Genomic DNA, 15,223 nt, shown 5'->3' on the forward strand with positions numbered 1-15,223 from the left:
TGCACGGCACGCAAGCTGCTTACGCATTCTTGCAATTCCCCGGCATCGGTTGCTGCAAGGCGAGGTCAAGCAGCTCAGCGAGGTGCAGCGCCTTTCGCCCGTCCGCGAGTTGGGCGATCTGGGTGCGGCAGCTGAAGCCGTCGGCCAGCACCGGGGCCGCCGGTTCGGCGCGGAGTGCGGGCAGCAGCACCCGCTCGGCGGCGGCGACGGACACCTCGTGGTGGCCGGGCTCGAAGCCGAAGTTCCCGGCGAGACCGCAGCAGGAGGCGGGCAGTCTGCGCAGGTCGAGACCGAGTCTGGCCGCCAGCCGGTCGTCGGCCCCGGTGCCGAGCACCGCGTGCTGGTGGCAGTGGGTCTGTGCGAGCGCGCCGCGCAGCCCGTCCGGCAGCGGCGGGAACTCGGGCAGCTGATCCCGGCGCTCGTCCAGGAACTCGGCGAAGGTCCGGACGCGGGCGGCGAGCCGGGCGGCGGCCGGGTCGTCAGGGAGATGCCGCGGCAGTTCCTCGCGCAGGGCGGCGGCGCAGCTGGGTTCCAGCACCACGACGGGCAGCTCCGCCACGTCCCCGCGGCCCAGCGCGCGCAGCGTGCGGGCCATGGTTCGGCGCGCGGCGTCGAGGCGTCCGGTGGTCACCTGCGTCAGCCCGCAGCAGACCGGGCCCGCGGGCAGCACCGGCCGGAATCCGCAGCGTTCCAGCACGGCGGCGGCGGCCCGCAGCACGCCGGGGTCGAGGTGGTTGCCGAAGGTGTCCGGCCAGAGCAGCACCGGCTCGCCGGTGGACGGCGGACGGTGGTCACGGGCGAAGGCGCGGGCGGGGATCGGCGGCAGCGGGCGCTCGGGCGCCGTTCCGGCAAGGACGCGGGCGGCCACGGCGAGGGGCCGGATCCGCAGCGCGCGGGCCGCCGCGGTCCCCAGTCCGGGCACCGCGTGCAGCAGGCGCAGCAGCCGGGGCAGGCCGCCCAGCACGAGGTGCGTGCGCGGCCGCGGGCGTCGGCGGTAGTGGCGGTGCAGGAACTCGGACTTGTAGGTCGCCATGTCGACCTGGACCGGGCAGTCGCGGGCGCAGCCCTTGCAGGAGAGGCAGAGGTCGAGCGCGTCCAGCACCTCGCGGGAGCGCCAGCCGTCGGCGATCGGACCGTCCGCGCGGGTCAGGCCGCGCAGCAGCTCGGCGAGCAGGCGCGCGCGGCCCCGGGTGGAGTGCCGCTCGTCGCGTGTGGCCGCGTAGCTGGGGCACATCACCCCTGACGGCTCGTCCGCGACGCAGGCGCCGACGCCGACGCAGCGCCGCGCGCCGTCGGCCAACGGCAGCTCGCGGTGGAGCGCGGGCTGCCGCAGGTCCGCGTCGAGCGGCCGCGGGTCGACGAGGTTGCCGGGGTTCAGCAGGTTCGTGGGGTCGAACAGCGCCTTGAAGCTCCCGAACAGCTCGATCACCTCGGGCGGGTACATCCGGGTCAGCAGCTCGGCGCGGGCCTGACCGTCGCCGTGTTCGCCGGAGAGCGAGCCGCCGTGCCGGACCACGAGATCGGCGGCCTCGGTGAGGAACGCCCGGAACCGCCCGCCCGCCCGGCCGCCGTGGTCCCGGCCGCCGTGCTCCTCGTCGAGCGGGAAGTCGAGCCGCAGGTGGACGCAGCCTTCGCCGAAGTGGCCGTAGGGGGTGCCGCGCAGACCGTGCTCGGCGGTCAGCGCCCGCAGCTCGCGCAGGTAGCCGCCCAGGCGCTCCGGCGGCACCGCGGAGTCCTCCCAGCCCGGCCAGGCCTCCGAACCGTCGGGCGCGCGGGTGGCGGTTCCTGCGGCCGCCTCGCGGATCCGCCAGAACGCGCGCTGCTCGGCGGGGTCGGTGAGCACCACGACCCGGGCGCCCTGCTCCCGCGCAGCGCGGGCCAGCGCACGGGCGTGGTCGCCCGCCTCGGCCTCCAGCAGCAGCCAGCCCGCGCCCGCGGGCAGCCGCTCCCTGGCCGCCGGGTCGCGGACCAGGTCCGCGCCCATGCCCTCGGCCGTCAGCGGACGCAGCGGCAGCAGGTCGACGACGGCCTCCGCGGCGGCCGTCTCGTCCGCGTAGCCGGCGACGACCAGCTCCCTTGTGCGCGGCAGCGGCGCGAGGGCGACGGTCGCGCCCAGCAGGACGGCGCAGCCGCCCTCGGTGCCGGTGAGGGCGCGGGCGAGATCGAAGCCGCGCTCGGGCAGCAGCGCGTCCAGCGCGAACCCGGAGACCCGGCGCGGGAGTTGCGGAAAAGCCCGGCGCAGGGTGGTCAGGTTCCGCTCGACCAGGTCGTGCAGGCCCCGGTACAGCTCCCCCTCCCGGCCCGGCGTCCGCAGCAGCGCCGCGCGCTGCTCGGCGTTGCGCGGACCGTGGACGGTGAGCTCGGTGCCGTCGGCCAGCAGCAGGTCGAGCGAGCGGACGTTGTCGGCCGTCCGACCGAAGGCGACGGAGTGGGCGCCGCAGGAGTCGTTCCCGATCATCCCGCCGAGGGTGCAGCGGCTGTGCGTGGAAGGGTCGGGTCCGAAGACGAGACCGTGCGGCGCGGCAGCGGCCTGGAGCCGGTCCAGCACCGTCCCCGGCCGGACCCGCGCGGTCCGCGCGTCGGGGTCCACGGCGTCCGGCTCCAGTCCGCCGAGACCGGAGCGGAAGTCGAGCACCAACGCCCCTGGGCTGACGGCCTGTCCGCCGATGCTCGTCCCCGCGCCCCGCGCCAGCACCGGCACTCCGTGCTCCCGCGCCAAGGCGACCGCCGCCCGCACGTCGTCCGCCGAGGCGGGCCGCACGACGCCGAGCGGCACCTGACGGTAGTTGGAGGCGTCGTAGGCGTAGACGGCCCGCTGCGTCGCACTGAAGTCCACATCACCCCGCACCGCCGCCCGCAGGGCGGCCGCGAGGGCGGGGTCGAACGCTCCGTTGGTCACAGGGCCATTGTGGATCACCCGCCCCGACCGGTCGGCGCGCCGTCCCGGAACCGCGGGGTCGGGGTCAGTCGGTGAACTCCGCCGCCTGGCGGGCCGCGTCGGTGGTGCACTGGGAAAGCACGGGCGCGGGCCAGGCGAGGCGGGTGCCGTCGGGTTGGCGGGCGGCGAAGGCGCAGGCGCCGCGGGTGCCGAGGGCGAGGTACGGGGGCGGGGTCGTGCCGGGGCGGTTGTCGGCCGCGGGGAGGCCCGCGCCACCCGCGGTGAGGCCGGAGACCAACTGCCCGGCGGTCAGGGCGTCGGGGGCCACCCTCGGCAGCGTCGGGCAGGTGACCGGGGTCGGCCTGCCGAGGCGCGGCGGGCTCCAGTCGAGGGCGTAGCAGCGCACCGCGCTCACCGTGCGGCGGCCGTCGAAGGGGCCCGTGGTCGCCTCGCCGACCAGCCGGAACGTGAACACGGCCGTGGCGGTGCCCCGGTAGTCGACGCGCAGCAGCGTGCTGTCCACCGCGGCGGCCTCGCTCGCGAAGCGCGCCTCGCCGGGCCGGCCGTCAGGGGGGAGCTGACGCAGGGCCACGGCCAGCAGTTGGGCCTTGCCGTCGGCCGCGCGGGCGGCGAGCGCGGGGGCGTTGGTGGCGGTGAGCCAGCCGCAGGCCTGCCCCACGAGGACGACGGCGCCGAAGCTGGCGAGGGTGATCGTCAGCCCGAGTAGTCGCCGCAGGAAGCGACGCAGGCCGGGTCTCGGCGGCACCATCGCCGCGCCGAGCGTCACCGCCTCCGCCGCCTTCGTATCGCCGTGCCCGTCACTCCTGTCTCCACCTGGTGTCCCCACCGCGCGTCTGTGTCGGTCCCGTGAAGAACCATTGTGGGGCCTGCGCACGACGATTGGGCAGCCCGGTACAGAACTGTTGCAATGGTCCAGTCCTCTGCTGACGAATCCTCAGGATCCGTCCGTCCGTGCCCCTTTGGTCCACCAGAGCGAATCCCGGCGGGGCGCGGCTCACTCTTTCGCGTCCACGCTCCGGCTTCGGCGCTCCGGGCCGCACCGGTCGGCTACGGTCGGGCAGGCCATGACGATCAGCCCGACCCTCGCCCACCGGGTGCTCTCCCTCCTCGCCCTGCTGTCGCTGTTCCAGGGGCTGCCCGCCGCCCTGAGGAACGAGGCCGTCGCCCGCGTCTACCTGTCCGTCGGCTTCGGCGTGCTGTACGGCGCGCTGCTGGTGCTGGCCGCGTCGATGGGCGTCGCCCGGACGCCGGCCGCGCTGCGGCGCCTGGACGTGCTCGTGCTCGGCGGGGCGGTGCTGCGGCTCGGGCTCCTGCTCGCCTCCGGCACCGGCCGGGGCGCGGCCGCGTACCACGACGACGAGGGCCCGCTGGTCACCATGGCCGCGCGTTCCCTCGCCGCCGGAGGCCACGTCTACGGGGTGCACTTCCCCGGCACGCCGAGGATGTTCCACGTCCCGATGACCCCGCTGATGGACGGCAGGGTCGCCGACGTCTTCGGCTATCCGCCGCTGAGCGTGCTGCTCACCGCGCCGTTCACCGCCCACGGGCCGCTGCCCGCGCCGGCCTGGGTGCCGGTCGCCGGGCTGTGGAGCCTGCTCGCGCTGGTCGCCGCCGCCGTGCTGATGTTCCGTCGGCTGCCGACGCCGCTTCGGCCCGCGGCGACGCTGCTCTTCTTCGGCATGAGCTGGATGTTCGACTACGCCCGCGACGGCTACCCGGTCTACCTGGCCCTGCCCTTCCTCGTGGTCGTGCTCGCCGGGTGGAGCCGGATCGGCGCGGGCGGACGGCTCGGTCGGACCGGCGTGGTGTCCGCCTGCTGCCTGGGCGTCGCCGACAGCGCCCACCAACTGGCGTGGTTCCTCACCGTCTTCGTGCTGCTCGGCGTGCTGCTGCTGCGTCGCGGCGAGCTCGGCGCGTGGCGGTCCGCACTCGGCGTCACGGCCCGCTACACAGGGCTGGTCCTGGGTGTGCTGCTGCTGGTCGACCTGCCGCTGCTGCTCCGCGACGGCGCGGCCTGGCTGCCCGGCGTGCTCACCGTGCTGACCCAGCACGCCTCGCCGCAGGGGCTCGGTCCGGTCGACATCAGCTACTACCTGACCCACGGCAGCGGCGCGCTGGGCCTCTACTCCGCCGCCGCCGGCGCCCTGCTGCTGGCGACGCTGGCCGCCTTCGCGCTCTTCCCCGCCCGGCTCGCGCCCGTCGTCGCGCTGCTGCCCTGGCCCGCCTTCTTCCTGTCGACCAGGTCCACCGAGACCTACTTCGTGCTGCTCGCTCCCCTGTGGCTGACCGCCCTCTGCTGCAACGAACGCGCCGCGCTCGCGCAGGCCTGGCAGTGGCGTCCCGCGGTGCTGCGTTCTCGTCCGGTCCGGCTCGCCGCGCCCGCCCTGCTCGCGCTGCCCGCGCTGGTGCTGCTGCTGGCCGCGGTGGCCACCCCGCCGCCGCTCAGGGTCGCCGCGCGGGCGAGCGCGGGGAGCGGACCCCACAGCGCCGACCGGGCGACGGCGGGCCTGGACCGGATCGAGGCGACGCTGCGCAACACCACGGACCGCGCGCTCACCCCCTCCTTCGCCACCAGCAACAACGCCTGGCTCGACTTCGGCTGGCGGATCGTCTCCGGCCCGCGGGCGGTCCCCGCGCACGGCAGCGCCGCATACGTGCTGGTCCGGGTGGGCGCGCCGTTCGCGCCCAACGCCTCGGGCCCCACCTACCTGCGGATCCTGTCCGACGGCCCGATGACGCTCACCAACGAGCCGCTCGTGCTGGGCGCTTCGTAACGCCGCCGCCCACCGCGCACACCCCGGGGCTCAGCTGTAGACCGACTGCCGTTCGGTCAGTGCCAGTTCGACGACCTCGACCAGGACCTGCTTGACCGAGTCCCGCTCCCGCGCGTCGCAGAGGACCACGGGGACGTGCTCGCCGAGGTCCAGTGCCACCCGCACCTGGTCCGCCGGGTAGCGCTGGGCGCCCTCGAAGCAGTTGACGGCGACCAGGAAGGGGATGCCGCGCCGCTCGAAGTAGTCCACCGAGGGGAAGCAGTCCTCCAGCCGCCTGGTGTCGGCCAGCACGATCGCCCCGAGCGCGCCCTGGGCCAGCTCGTCCCAGACGAACCAGAAGCGGTCCTGTCCCGGCGTGCCGAAGAGGTAGACGGCGAGGCCGGAGCGGATGTCGATACGGCCGAAGTCCATCGCGACCGTGGTCGTGCTCTTGGCCTCGACCCCGTCGGTGTCGTCGACCGGACGGCCCGCCTCGCTCAGCCGCTCCTCCGTCCGCAGCGGACGGATCTCGCTGACGGTTCCGACGAGGGTCGTCTTGCCCGCGCCGAAGCCGCCCGCGACCAGGATCTTGATGGCGACGGGCGCGACGTCCCGGTTCGGAGCGGCTGCGTTCACGGGCGCATCATAGGGCCCACGGGCTCGGCCCCGTAAGTGGCGTATCAGCGGGACGCGGCTGGAAGGGCCGTTCCCACGTGTGCGGCGGCCAGTTGCTGGAAGCGGACCAGGCTCTGGGTGTACGCGACCGGTGTCACGTGCACCGGGCCGGTGTACGGGTGGGTCATGTGCAGCACCATCCAGATGCCGAAGCCGACCACCGCTCCGACCAGCCCGAGCGCCACGGACTCGCGCCGGTGGAAGGTGAGTCCGGCGATGGGCGCGTAGAGCAGCACCAGCAGGCCGGTGCAGATCAGCGCGGGGTAGAGCGGCCAGGGCATGGTCGCCGCGGTGTCGGCCAGCCGGATCTGCCGGGCCGTGTAGACGCCGTTGAGGTCGCTCAGCTCCTGTTCCCGCGCCGCGGAGGGCGGCTCGGACTGGACCTGGGCGCGGACCGCGTCCAGGCGCTGCCAGGAGACCGGGCTGGCCTGGCCCCTGGTCATGGTGGCCCACTCCGTGTCGATGACGGAGGTGACGTAGCTGTGCAGCAACGGCCGGGTGTGCACGTCGGCGTCGGTGTAGGCGGCGTTCAGCGCCCGCGACTCGTCGAGGGTGTGCCCGCGCGCGGTGTTGAGGTTGGCCCACGAGCCGGCGATCAGGAACGCGGCGATCAGCACGAAGGAGGAGAGCGAGGCGGAGCCGAGGAAGCCGAGGGCGCCGCCGGAGAAGGTCCCCTCGCGCGAGCGCGCGGTGCGCCCGAACGAGGCCAGCACGAGCACCGCGAGCACCGCGCCGACGGCCGCGGCGGCGAGAAAGCCCAGATCCATCATCGTCCCCTTCCCAGCACATGGTTGAAAGCGCCCGCACCGGCGGCGACCAGGGCGGGGATGGTGATGGCGACATAGACGAAGGCCGCTTCGGGCGCGGCGGGGGCGGCCGTGACGGTCGGCTGCGGCAGCGGACGGGGCACGGCCGTGACGGCGTGGGTGTGGGCCGTCGGCGTCGGCGTGGGCGCCGCGAGCACCGGCTGTCGGCGTAGGTGGTGGTGCACCGGTGCGGGCGGCTGCGGCGGTCGGGGGCGCGGCGGATGCGCGTGCGCGCAGTGCGGGGGCACCGGGAAGGGCGGCGGATGCGGCGGCGAGTGGGGAAGTCCCGGCCGCACCGGAGGCACGAAGGGGACGGGCGGCGGCGGGCAGATCCGTGGCTCCATGCGCCGAAGCTGCCCACCGGTCCTGGCCGCTACGGATCGCCGGGGCGGATTGACCCGACCGGGCCGGGCAAACCCGAACGCCAGGCCGAGGCGGCGCGCAGCCGTCCGATCCGTGGCGGCGGCCCCCGGTTCAGAGCGCGCGCAGGCCCGCGATGACCTCGCGCAGAACCGCCTCGTCCGGCAGCTGCGCCGCCGGAACGGGACGGGTGACATGGATCAGTTCGGCGGCCAGCAGGTCGCCGAGGAGGATGCGGACCACCCCGAGCGGCAGGTCGAGGTCGGCCGCGATCTCCGCCACGGAGAGCGGACGGCGGCGGACCAGCTCCAGGATCGCCTCGTGCTCCGGGTCCTGGGCGTCCTCGTCGGCCATGGCGGGGTCCTGCGGCACCGCGCCGATCTGGGTGACGACGTCGAAGGGCTCGGGTCCGCTGTGCCGGGTGCGCCCGCGCGTCAGCGTGTACGGGCGCACCAGCTGGGCGAGTTCGGGATCGTCGGTGTAGTCGTCCGTGCCGAAGTCCACGTAGTCGCCGTCGTCGAATCCGTCCGCCTCGTGGGCGCCCCCGTCCCCCCGCATCGGGCTCACCCCGCCGACGCCGCCGCCCGCGGCTCGGTGCCGAGGTGCTCACCGACCCGCCGGACGAGCAACGCCATCTCGTAGGCGATCAGACCCACGTCGGAGTCCGCCTCGCTGAGCACCGCCAGGCAGCTGCCGTCGCCGGCCGCCGTGACGAAGAGGAAGGCCTGGTCCAGCTCGACCATGGTCTGCCGGACCTCGCCGACCTCGAAGTGGCGGCTGGCGCCCTTCGCCAGGCTGTGGAAGCCCGAGGCGACGGCGGCCAGGTGCTCGGTGTCCTCACGGGCCAGCTCCCCGGACGCGCCGGTGGCCAGGCCGTCCCCGGAGAGGATGACGGCGTGACGGATCGTGGGCACCCGACGGACCATGTCGTCCAGGAGCCAGTTGAGATCTCCGGCGGGCTTCGTGGTGGCTGTCATCGGGTGGTTCCCTCCGAGGTCGGATCTGTTGTCGCCGCGTGCTGGTGGTTCTGGTCACGCCGGTGGTCGTGGTCCCGCTGTTCCTCGCGCCCGCGCGAGAGGCCGCGCTGGAACGAGGCGAAGGTGGCGCGCGCCTGCTCGGGCGTGCGCTCGGTGCGTTCGTCGCCCTCGCCGACGCGCGGCGCCGTCGCGGAGGCGGCCGAGCCGCTGTCCGTGACCCGCCGCAGCTGCGGGGCGAGGTTCGCCTGCCGGATCCTCCGCGGCAGCGCCGGGGGCGTGTCCCCCGCGTTCGACACGGTGGCCGAGGTGGCCGGCCCGATCGCCTGCGCGGCGGACCGGTCGGCGGCCGCGCGCTGCTCGGCGAGCAGCACGTCGGACAGCAGCGTGTCCGCCAGGATGTCCTCGTCGAGGACCTCCTGCCGCGGCGAGGGCGCCAGCGCGGGCGTCGGCGCGGCGGGCAGGGCCCGCTGCGGACGGCGACGCGGCAGTCCGCCGGTGCTCAGGCCCTCGTCCGGGGTGTGCGGGCGCGGGCCGCCCTGCGCGGCGGGCGCGGGCTCGGAGCGGTGGCGCCCGGTGGGAACGGCGACCCTGACCACCTCGGTACGACGCCGGTCCTGGCGGCCGGGGTCGCGCGGGATGCGGGTTAGCTGCGCCGGCTCGACGTGCTCGCCGGCCGCGTCCGCGTCACCGGGGCGCGGCTGCGCGGGTGTGAGCAGCTCACGCGGCAGCAGCACCACGGCCGTGGTGCCGCCGTAGGGCGACCGGCGCAGCGAGACCCGGATCTGGTGCCGGAACGCCAGGCGGCTGACCACGAAGAGGCCGAGCCGGTCGGTGTCGCCGAGGTCGAAGTCGCCGCCGGTCGCGAGCCTGTCGTTGGCCGCGAGCAGCGCCTCCTCGCTCATGCCCAGTCCGCGGTCGTCGATCTCCAGCACGAAGCCGTTCGCGACCTCCTCGCCCTGGATCCGCACCTGCGTGTGCGGCGGCGAGAAGACGGTCGCGTTCTCGACCAGTTCGGCCAGCAGGTGGACCAGGTCGGACACGGCCGCGCCGACGACGGCGACCGGCGGCATCCGGTGCACGCGCACCCGCGCGTAGTCCTCGATCTCGCCGACGCCCGCGCGGACGACGTCCAGGACGCGCACGGGGCGCCGCCAGGAGCGTCCGGGGGCCGCGCCGGAGAGGATGATCAGGCCCTCGGCGTGGCGGCGCATGCGCGTGGTGAGGTGGTCGAGCCGGAACAGGTCCTCCAGCTCGCCCGGCTCCTCCGCGCGGCGCTCCATCTCGTCGAGCAGCGAGAGCTGGCGGTGCAGCAGCGACTGGCTGCGCCGGGCCAGGTTGACGAAGACCGCGGCGACGCCGCGACGCAGTTCGGCCTGCTCGACGGCGGCCTCGACGGCCGCATGCTGCACGGCGTTGAACGCCCGGCCGAGCTGGGCCAGCTCGTCTCGCGCGGCGCCGTCGGTGGCCGTGCCGGACGTGGCGCCTCCCGGCCAGTGGAGCGGCGGGGCCTCGACGGCGACGTCGACCTTCTCGCCGTCACGCAGGCGCTGCATCACCGCGGGCAGCCGGACGCCGGCCAGCTCGAAGGCTCCGTCGCGCAGCCCGACCAGCTCCTTGACCAGGCGTCGGCCGATCCGCAGCGAGAGGAAGACGGTCGCGACGACCGCGAGCAGACCGCCGAGCCCGGCGATGGCGTCGTCCCTGATCACACCGATCGCGTAGTCGCGCGCCTCGTTGCCGGCGAGGGTGGCGGCCTGCTGGTTGATGGTGCTGAGCTGCCCGAGCACCCGGTCGGCGGTCTCGCGCCACTGCGGGTAGTTCATCCGGCTGATCGCGTCGATCGCGCCGAGGCCGGCGGTGTAGCCCTCCAGCGAGTTGAGCTCGAAGTAGTCGGAGCTCTCGGTGAACTGCGCGTAGAGGTTGGCGATCGGGTCGGGCAGCTGCGCGTAGTGAACCTTGAAGAGCAGCTGCTCGGTCGCGCCGGTCGCCAGCAGCTCCTGGAACTGCTCCTGGCTGAGGGCGCCGCGCAGGTGCGCACCCTCCTCCAGGGCGTCCTCGCGCGAGATGTACTCCCTGGCCCGGACCAGCTCGATCAGGTTCTGCGCGGTGCGCGAGAGGTCGCCGCCGCTGATGTCGCTCAGTTCGAGGCGCAGCGTGAAGAACGGGTCCTGGGCGGTGGTGTACCAGCCGTAGACGCTGTACCAGTCGAGGTAGTGCTTGGAGAGCGCGGAGCGCTGCTCGGTGAGCTCGCCGAGCTGGACCTGGATCGCCTGCACGGTGACGAGCTCGGCCTTGGTCAGGTCGCCGCGGTGCCCGGGGTCCTTGACGTGCGCCTGGAACACCGCGGCCGCCGCGTCGGTGGCCGCCTCGGCCGCCTGCAGCGGCTGGACGATCGCGGGGGGCGGCGCCTGATTGACCTTCAGCCGGACGGCCGAGAAGGCCACGGCGACCCGGCGCTCGTCCTGGAGGGCCCGCGAGAGGGTGTCGGCCGGGTTCCCGAACCACTTGTAGTCCGTGTTGACCTGGATCAGGCCCCAGACCTGGCCGACCGAGAGCACGGACGTGTAGGCCCACAGGCCGGTCAGCGCGGTGAGCGGCACCAGGAGCAGCGCGGTGATCTTCGCGCGGATGGATCTGCGGCGGAAGCGCATGGATTCCTCTCAGGGCCCGGCAGAATCGCGGCGACTCTACTACTAGCAAGAGCGTCAGTTCGACCGTCGCTCACACCATCTGCCTCTCTCGCACACAAGTACCCCCGACAAACCGGGCAAGTCACTCGAATCACCTGCCAACACAGGTCGTTGGTACGCAGTGCATGAGGTCGTCGCGTGGAACTCCTGTGAAAGGCCCGAGGCGCTCTGGCCGCGCAAGTTCCCCTCGGGTAACTTGCAATGTCCACGTGCCCCGCCGCCGCGGCCGTGGTCTCCTCCGCCCCGGAGGGTGGAAGGAGACGACGTACGTGCGCGAGTTCAGTGTCCCGGCCATGGCGAGGTCGCCGCGGACCGAAGGTCTGGCCGAGTCGGTGTACCGCACCGCGGAGGACACCCCCGACCGTGCCGTCCTGGCCCGGCGCACCAGCGGCGCGGGTGAGGGCGAGGGCGGCGGCGCGTCGGCCTGGGTCGACGTCTCGGCGGCACGGTTCAGGGACGAGGTGCTCGCCGTCGCCAAGGGACTGCTGCACCAGGGCATCCGCTTCGGAGACCGGGTCGCGATGATGTCCCGCACCCGCTACGAGTGGACCGTGCTGGACTACGCGCTCTGGTCCATCGGCGCCCAGTCGGTCCCGGTCTACCCGACCTCCTCGGCCGACCAGCTGAGCTGGATCCTCGCCGACTCGCAGGCCGTCGCCTGCGTCGTCGAGCACGAGGACCACGCGATGACGGTGGGCTCGGTCTGCGACGGCCTGCCGAACCTGCGCATGATCTGGCAGCTCGACGCCGGCGCGCTGCGACAGCTCGCCTACGCCGGACGCGGCGTGGGCGACGACGTGATCGAGCGTCACCGCCAGGCCGTCGGCGCGGACACGGTGGCCACCCTCATCTACACCTCGGGCACCACCGGCCGCCCCAAGGGCTGCGTGCTGACCCACGGCAACTTCATGGCCGAGTCCGACAACATCCTGGCCCGCTACGACTCCCTGTTCGGCGGCCGGGGCGGCGACCAGCCCGCCACGCTGCTGTTCCTGCCGCTGGCGCACGTCTTCGGGCGGATGATCCAGGTCGCCGCGCTCCGGGCCGGCGTCCGGCTGGGCCACGAGCCGAGCCTCGCCCCCGCCGACCTGCTGCCCGCACTCGCCTCCTTCCGGCCGACCTTTCTGCTGGCGGTGCCGTACATCTTCGAGAAACTGCTGCAGCGGGCCAGGCAGCGGGCCCAGGAGTCCGGCCGCGCGGCGGTGTTCGAGAAGGCCTACGCGGTCGCGGTCCGCTACGCCTCCGCGCAGGAGCGGCACTCCTTCGACGAGGGGCCGGGACCCTCGGCGGCACTGCGGGTCCAGCACCAGCTCTACGAGACGCTGCTCTACGGGAAGGTGCGCGCGGTGCTGGGCGGCAGGGTCCGCTACGCCATGTCCGGCGGTTCGGCGATGAGCCGCGAACAGGCGCTGTTCTTCCAGGGCGCGGGCATCACCGTGATCGAGGGCTACGGCCTGACCGAGACCACCGCCGCCGCCACCGCCAACCCGCCGGACCGCCCGCGCTTCGGCACGGTCGGCCAGCCGATCCCCGGCACGAGCGTGCTGATCGCCGAGGACGGCGAGGTCTGGCTCTCCGGCGGCCAGGTCTTCCACGGCTACCACAACGACCCCGAGGCCACCGCGCGCTCGCTGCGCGGCGGCTGGCTCGCCACCGGCGACATCGGGCACCTGGACGCCCAGGGCTATCTGCGGATCACCGGCAGGAAGAAGGAGATCATCGTCACCAGCGGCGGCAAGAGCGTCGCGCCCACCCTCCTCGAGGACCGGGTCAGACTCCACCCGCTGGTCGCCCACTGCCTCCTCGTCGGCGACGACCGCCCCTTCATCGGCGCCCTGATCACCCTCGACGCCGAGGCCGTCGCCCACTGGCTCGCCCTCCACGGCCGCGAACCGCTCACCCCCCAACAGGCCGCGGCCGATCCGGAGATCCACTCCGAACTCCAACGCGCGGTCGTCGCCGCCAACACCGCCGTCTCCCGCGCGGAGTCGATCCGCTCCTTCCGCATCCTCTCCCTCGACTTCTCCGAACGCGAGGGCCTCCTCACCCCCTCCCTCAAACTCCGCCGCCGCGCCATCACCCGCCACTGCGCCACGGACATCGAAGCCCTCTACTCCTCCCCCGACCCCTCCGCGGCCGCCCTGCCCCCGGCGTCCGCGCCGTTCGGTTAGGGCACGTCCGGGGACCGGCGGTGAACGTGCGGCCCGAGCGGCGGGCCGCCCCGGCCCGAGGGCTGCGCGCTGATCGCCGTCAGTGCTGAAGCACGGCCCACGGGTTGTCGTACTCCGGTGGGGCGGCTTGTTCAGGATGGAGCATCACCCGGACGCAGTGGCGCAGCCCCGTCTCGCCGGACGTACGGGCGTCGGCCATCCACGGCAGTGCGCCCATCGCTCGGGCGCGCTCGTCGGTGGCGAGCTCGTCCACGGCGGCGCGCAGATCGTCGGGGGCGGGTTCCTCCGAGAGGCAGAGCCAGCCGATCGCGGCGGCCAGCCGGGCTTCGGACGCCTCTGCTCGGTCCCGCCACCGCTCTCGGATCCATTTCGCGGTCGGCGCATGCGGGTGAGCGCGGGTGGATTCGGCGACGGCGAACACCAACGCGGCGCGGGCCATCGGATCCTGTTCCGCACCGAGCCGGGCGCGGAACGCGCCACGGACCGCGCGGTCGGGGTCCGCGGCTGTCGCCAACGCATACGCGGCGTGGACGCGGACCGCAGGATCGGGGTCGTGCAGAAGGGGGTGCAGGAGTGCGACGTCGGATCGGTCCGCCAATCGCCCATGTCACGCCACCTCGCCACCTCGCAACCGAGTCTCACCGGCCCCGATCATGCCTGAGCCGAGGGCCGAGCCCGGAACCGGTGCGTACGGAATCCGCGTCGGTCTCCAGAACGACGCCAGGGCGAGGCGCCGACGTGCAGAGAAGACGGAGACCGTTGGATGCCGACCGCAAGGGCGAACGACTACGACAGCTTCGGCGAGGCGTACGCGGCGCAGAACGAGAGCAGCCTCGAGAACGCCTACATCGAGCGGCCCGCGATGCTGGCCCTCACCGGGGACGTGGCCGGTCGCCGGATCCTGGACGCGGGGTGCGGGGCGGGTCCGCTGTTCGCGGCGCTCCGTGACCGAGGCGCCCAGGTCAGCGGCCTCGACTCCAGTGCGGGGATGGTGGCGCTGGCGCGGCGTCGACTGGGCGAAGACGCGGACCTGCACGTCGCGGACCTGAGCGATCCGCTGCCGTTCGCCGACGGCGCGTTCGACGATGTCGTCAGTTCGCTGGTGCTGCACTACCTGGAGGACTGGGGTCCGACGCTGACCGAGCTGCGGCGAGTGCTCCGACCCGGTGGCCGGCTGATCGCCTCGGTGATGCACCCCTTCGTGGACTACCTGTTCCAGCCGGATCCCCGGCCGAGCTACTTCGCGACCACCAGCTGGACCGACGACTGGATCGACCTGGTGGGCCGCCCCACCCCGATGACCTTCTGGCGCAGGCCGCTGCATGCGATGACCGACGCGTTCACCGCGGCCGGCTTCCAGCTGGCCGTCCTCACCGAGCCGAAGATCGACCCCACCGGCCGCGACCTGTTCCCCGACGAGTTCCGCGACCCCAAGCTGGGCTTCCTGATCTTCGTCCTGGAGGTGCCCGCGGTCCCCGTCGCCCGGGAGGACGGTCAGGCGTCGTCCTCGGCGTAGACGAGTTCCAGCTCGAAGCCCTGGCCGTCGACGAGGTGGACGGCCGTCCCCGTGTCGACCCGCTGGTGCCAGCCCGCGGCGAGGGCGGCGGCCAGGGGCGCGGGTTTGGGACCGCGGAGGGCGAGATGGTTGAGGCCGGCCCGGAGGCGGTCGTGGCCTCCGGGGTGGAGAGCAGGGGACTGTTCGATCACCACGTAGCTGGCGCCGCGACGCCAGCTACGGCCGTGGTCCCAGTGCTGGAACGGCTCGCAGCCCAGTGCGACGAGCACTGGCCCCCACTGGCGTTCGGCGAGGGCCAGGTCGTCCGTCCACAGCTCCACGTGGTGGACGAGGGCTCCGTGGTGATCAGTCGTCATTCCGACATGATCGCAGCGGA

13 protein-coding genes are annotated in these 15,223 nt (G+C 74.0%); 3 read left to right on the forward strand and 10 right to left on the reverse strand.

Translation table 11 applies throughout. The features are described 5' to 3' along the window. Positions 1-19 precede the first annotated feature (19 nt). Together BS83_RS17040 and BS83_RS17045 are read right to left on the reverse strand one after the other, a co-directional pair. Complete coding sequence (locus tag BS83_RS17040) at positions 20-2,917, reverse strand: FAD-binding and (Fe-S)-binding domain-containing protein (protein WP_198035251.1); 2,898 nt, start codon at positions 2,915-2,917, stop codon at positions 20-22. A 46-nt stretch (positions 2,918-2,963) separates the two neighbouring features. Further along, positions 2,964-3,665 (reverse strand): hypothetical protein, encoded by a 702-nt coding sequence (locus tag BS83_RS17045; RefSeq protein WP_037604619.1) that lies wholly within the window; start codon positions 3,663-3,665, stop codon positions 2,964-2,966. Between the two features lie 298 nt (positions 3,666-3,963). On the opposite strand from BS83_RS17045, the gene BS83_RS17050 reads away from it, so the two are divergent. Beyond that, complete coding sequence (locus BS83_RS17050) at positions 3,964-5,673, forward strand: hypothetical protein (RefSeq protein ID WP_051943201.1); 1,710 nt, start codon at positions 3,964-3,966, stop codon at positions 5,671-5,673. 30 nt (positions 5,674-5,703) lie between these two features. Here BS83_RS17050 and BS83_RS17055 read toward each other — a convergent pair whose 3' ends face one another. The 6 genes from BS83_RS17055 to BS83_RS17080 form a co-directional block, all read right to left on the reverse strand. Further along, complete coding sequence (locus BS83_RS17055; protein WP_037604620.1) at positions 5,704-6,288, reverse strand: GTP-binding protein; 585 nt, start codon at positions 6,286-6,288, stop codon at positions 5,704-5,706. A 44-nt stretch (positions 6,289-6,332) separates the two neighbouring features. Then, a complete protein-coding gene (locus BS83_RS17060) occupies positions 6,333-7,097 on the reverse strand; it encodes a bestrophin-like domain (RefSeq protein WP_157597208.1) in 765 nt (254 codons plus the stop codon). Continuing rightward, positions 7,094-7,477, reverse strand: a complete 384-nt coding sequence (locus BS83_RS45480; protein WP_157597209.1) for a hypothetical protein — start codon at positions 7,475-7,477, stop codon at positions 7,094-7,096. Before BS83_RS45480 ends, BS83_RS17060 begins: the two co-directional genes overlap by 4 nt. Positions 7,478-7,607: 130 nt before the next feature. Further along, the gene (locus BS83_RS17070; RefSeq protein WP_084713601.1) at positions 7,608-8,051 is read right to left on the reverse strand and encodes a DUF742 domain-containing protein; all 444 of its coding nucleotides are present in this window, start codon (positions 8,049-8,051) and stop codon (positions 7,608-7,610) included. Between the two features lie 5 nt (positions 8,052-8,056). Further along, entirely contained in the window at positions 8,057-8,470 is a 414-nt protein-coding gene (locus BS83_RS17075; protein WP_037604623.1) for a roadblock/LC7 domain-containing protein, read from the reverse strand. Further along, a complete protein-coding gene (locus BS83_RS17080; RefSeq protein WP_051943203.1) occupies positions 8,467-11,121 on the reverse strand; it encodes a sensor histidine kinase in 2,655 nt (884 codons plus the stop codon). The genes BS83_RS17075 and BS83_RS17080 overlap by 4 nt, the downstream gene beginning before the upstream one ends. A gap of 308 nt (positions 11,122-11,429) precedes the next feature. Here BS83_RS17080 and BS83_RS17085 point away from each other — a divergent pair, with 308 nt between their 5' ends. Further along, positions 11,430-13,331 (forward strand): AMP-dependent synthetase/ligase, encoded by a 1,902-nt coding sequence (locus BS83_RS17085; protein ID WP_051943205.1) that lies wholly within the window; start codon positions 11,430-11,432, stop codon positions 13,329-13,331. Positions 13,332-13,410: 79 nt separating this feature from the next. Here the strand turns inward: BS83_RS17085 and BS83_RS17090 are convergent, their stop codons facing one another. Continuing rightward, positions 13,411-13,929, reverse strand: a complete 519-nt coding sequence (locus BS83_RS17090) for a hypothetical protein (RefSeq protein WP_051943207.1) — start codon at positions 13,927-13,929, stop codon at positions 13,411-13,413. Positions 13,930-14,094: 165 nt separating this feature from the next. Here BS83_RS17090 and BS83_RS17095 point away from each other — a divergent pair, with 165 nt between their 5' ends. Then, positions 14,095-14,847 (forward strand): class I SAM-dependent methyltransferase, encoded by a 753-nt coding sequence (locus BS83_RS17095; RefSeq protein ID WP_051943209.1) that lies wholly within the window; start codon positions 14,095-14,097, stop codon positions 14,845-14,847. On the opposite strand, the gene BS83_RS17100 is transcribed toward BS83_RS17095, so the two are convergent. After that, positions 14,826-15,203: a VOC family protein gene (locus tag BS83_RS17100; RefSeq protein WP_037604624.1), complete on the reverse strand. Its 378-nt coding sequence runs from the start codon at positions 15,201-15,203 to the stop codon at positions 14,826-14,828. The genes BS83_RS17095 and BS83_RS17100 overlap by 22 nt on opposite strands. Positions 15,204-15,223 lie beyond the last annotated feature (20 nt).

The organism is Streptacidiphilus rugosus AM-16 (genome assembly GCF_000744655.1).
In the GTDB taxonomy this organism is placed as follows: Bacteria; Actinomycetota; Actinomycetes; order Streptomycetales; family Streptomycetaceae; genus Streptacidiphilus; species Streptacidiphilus rugosus.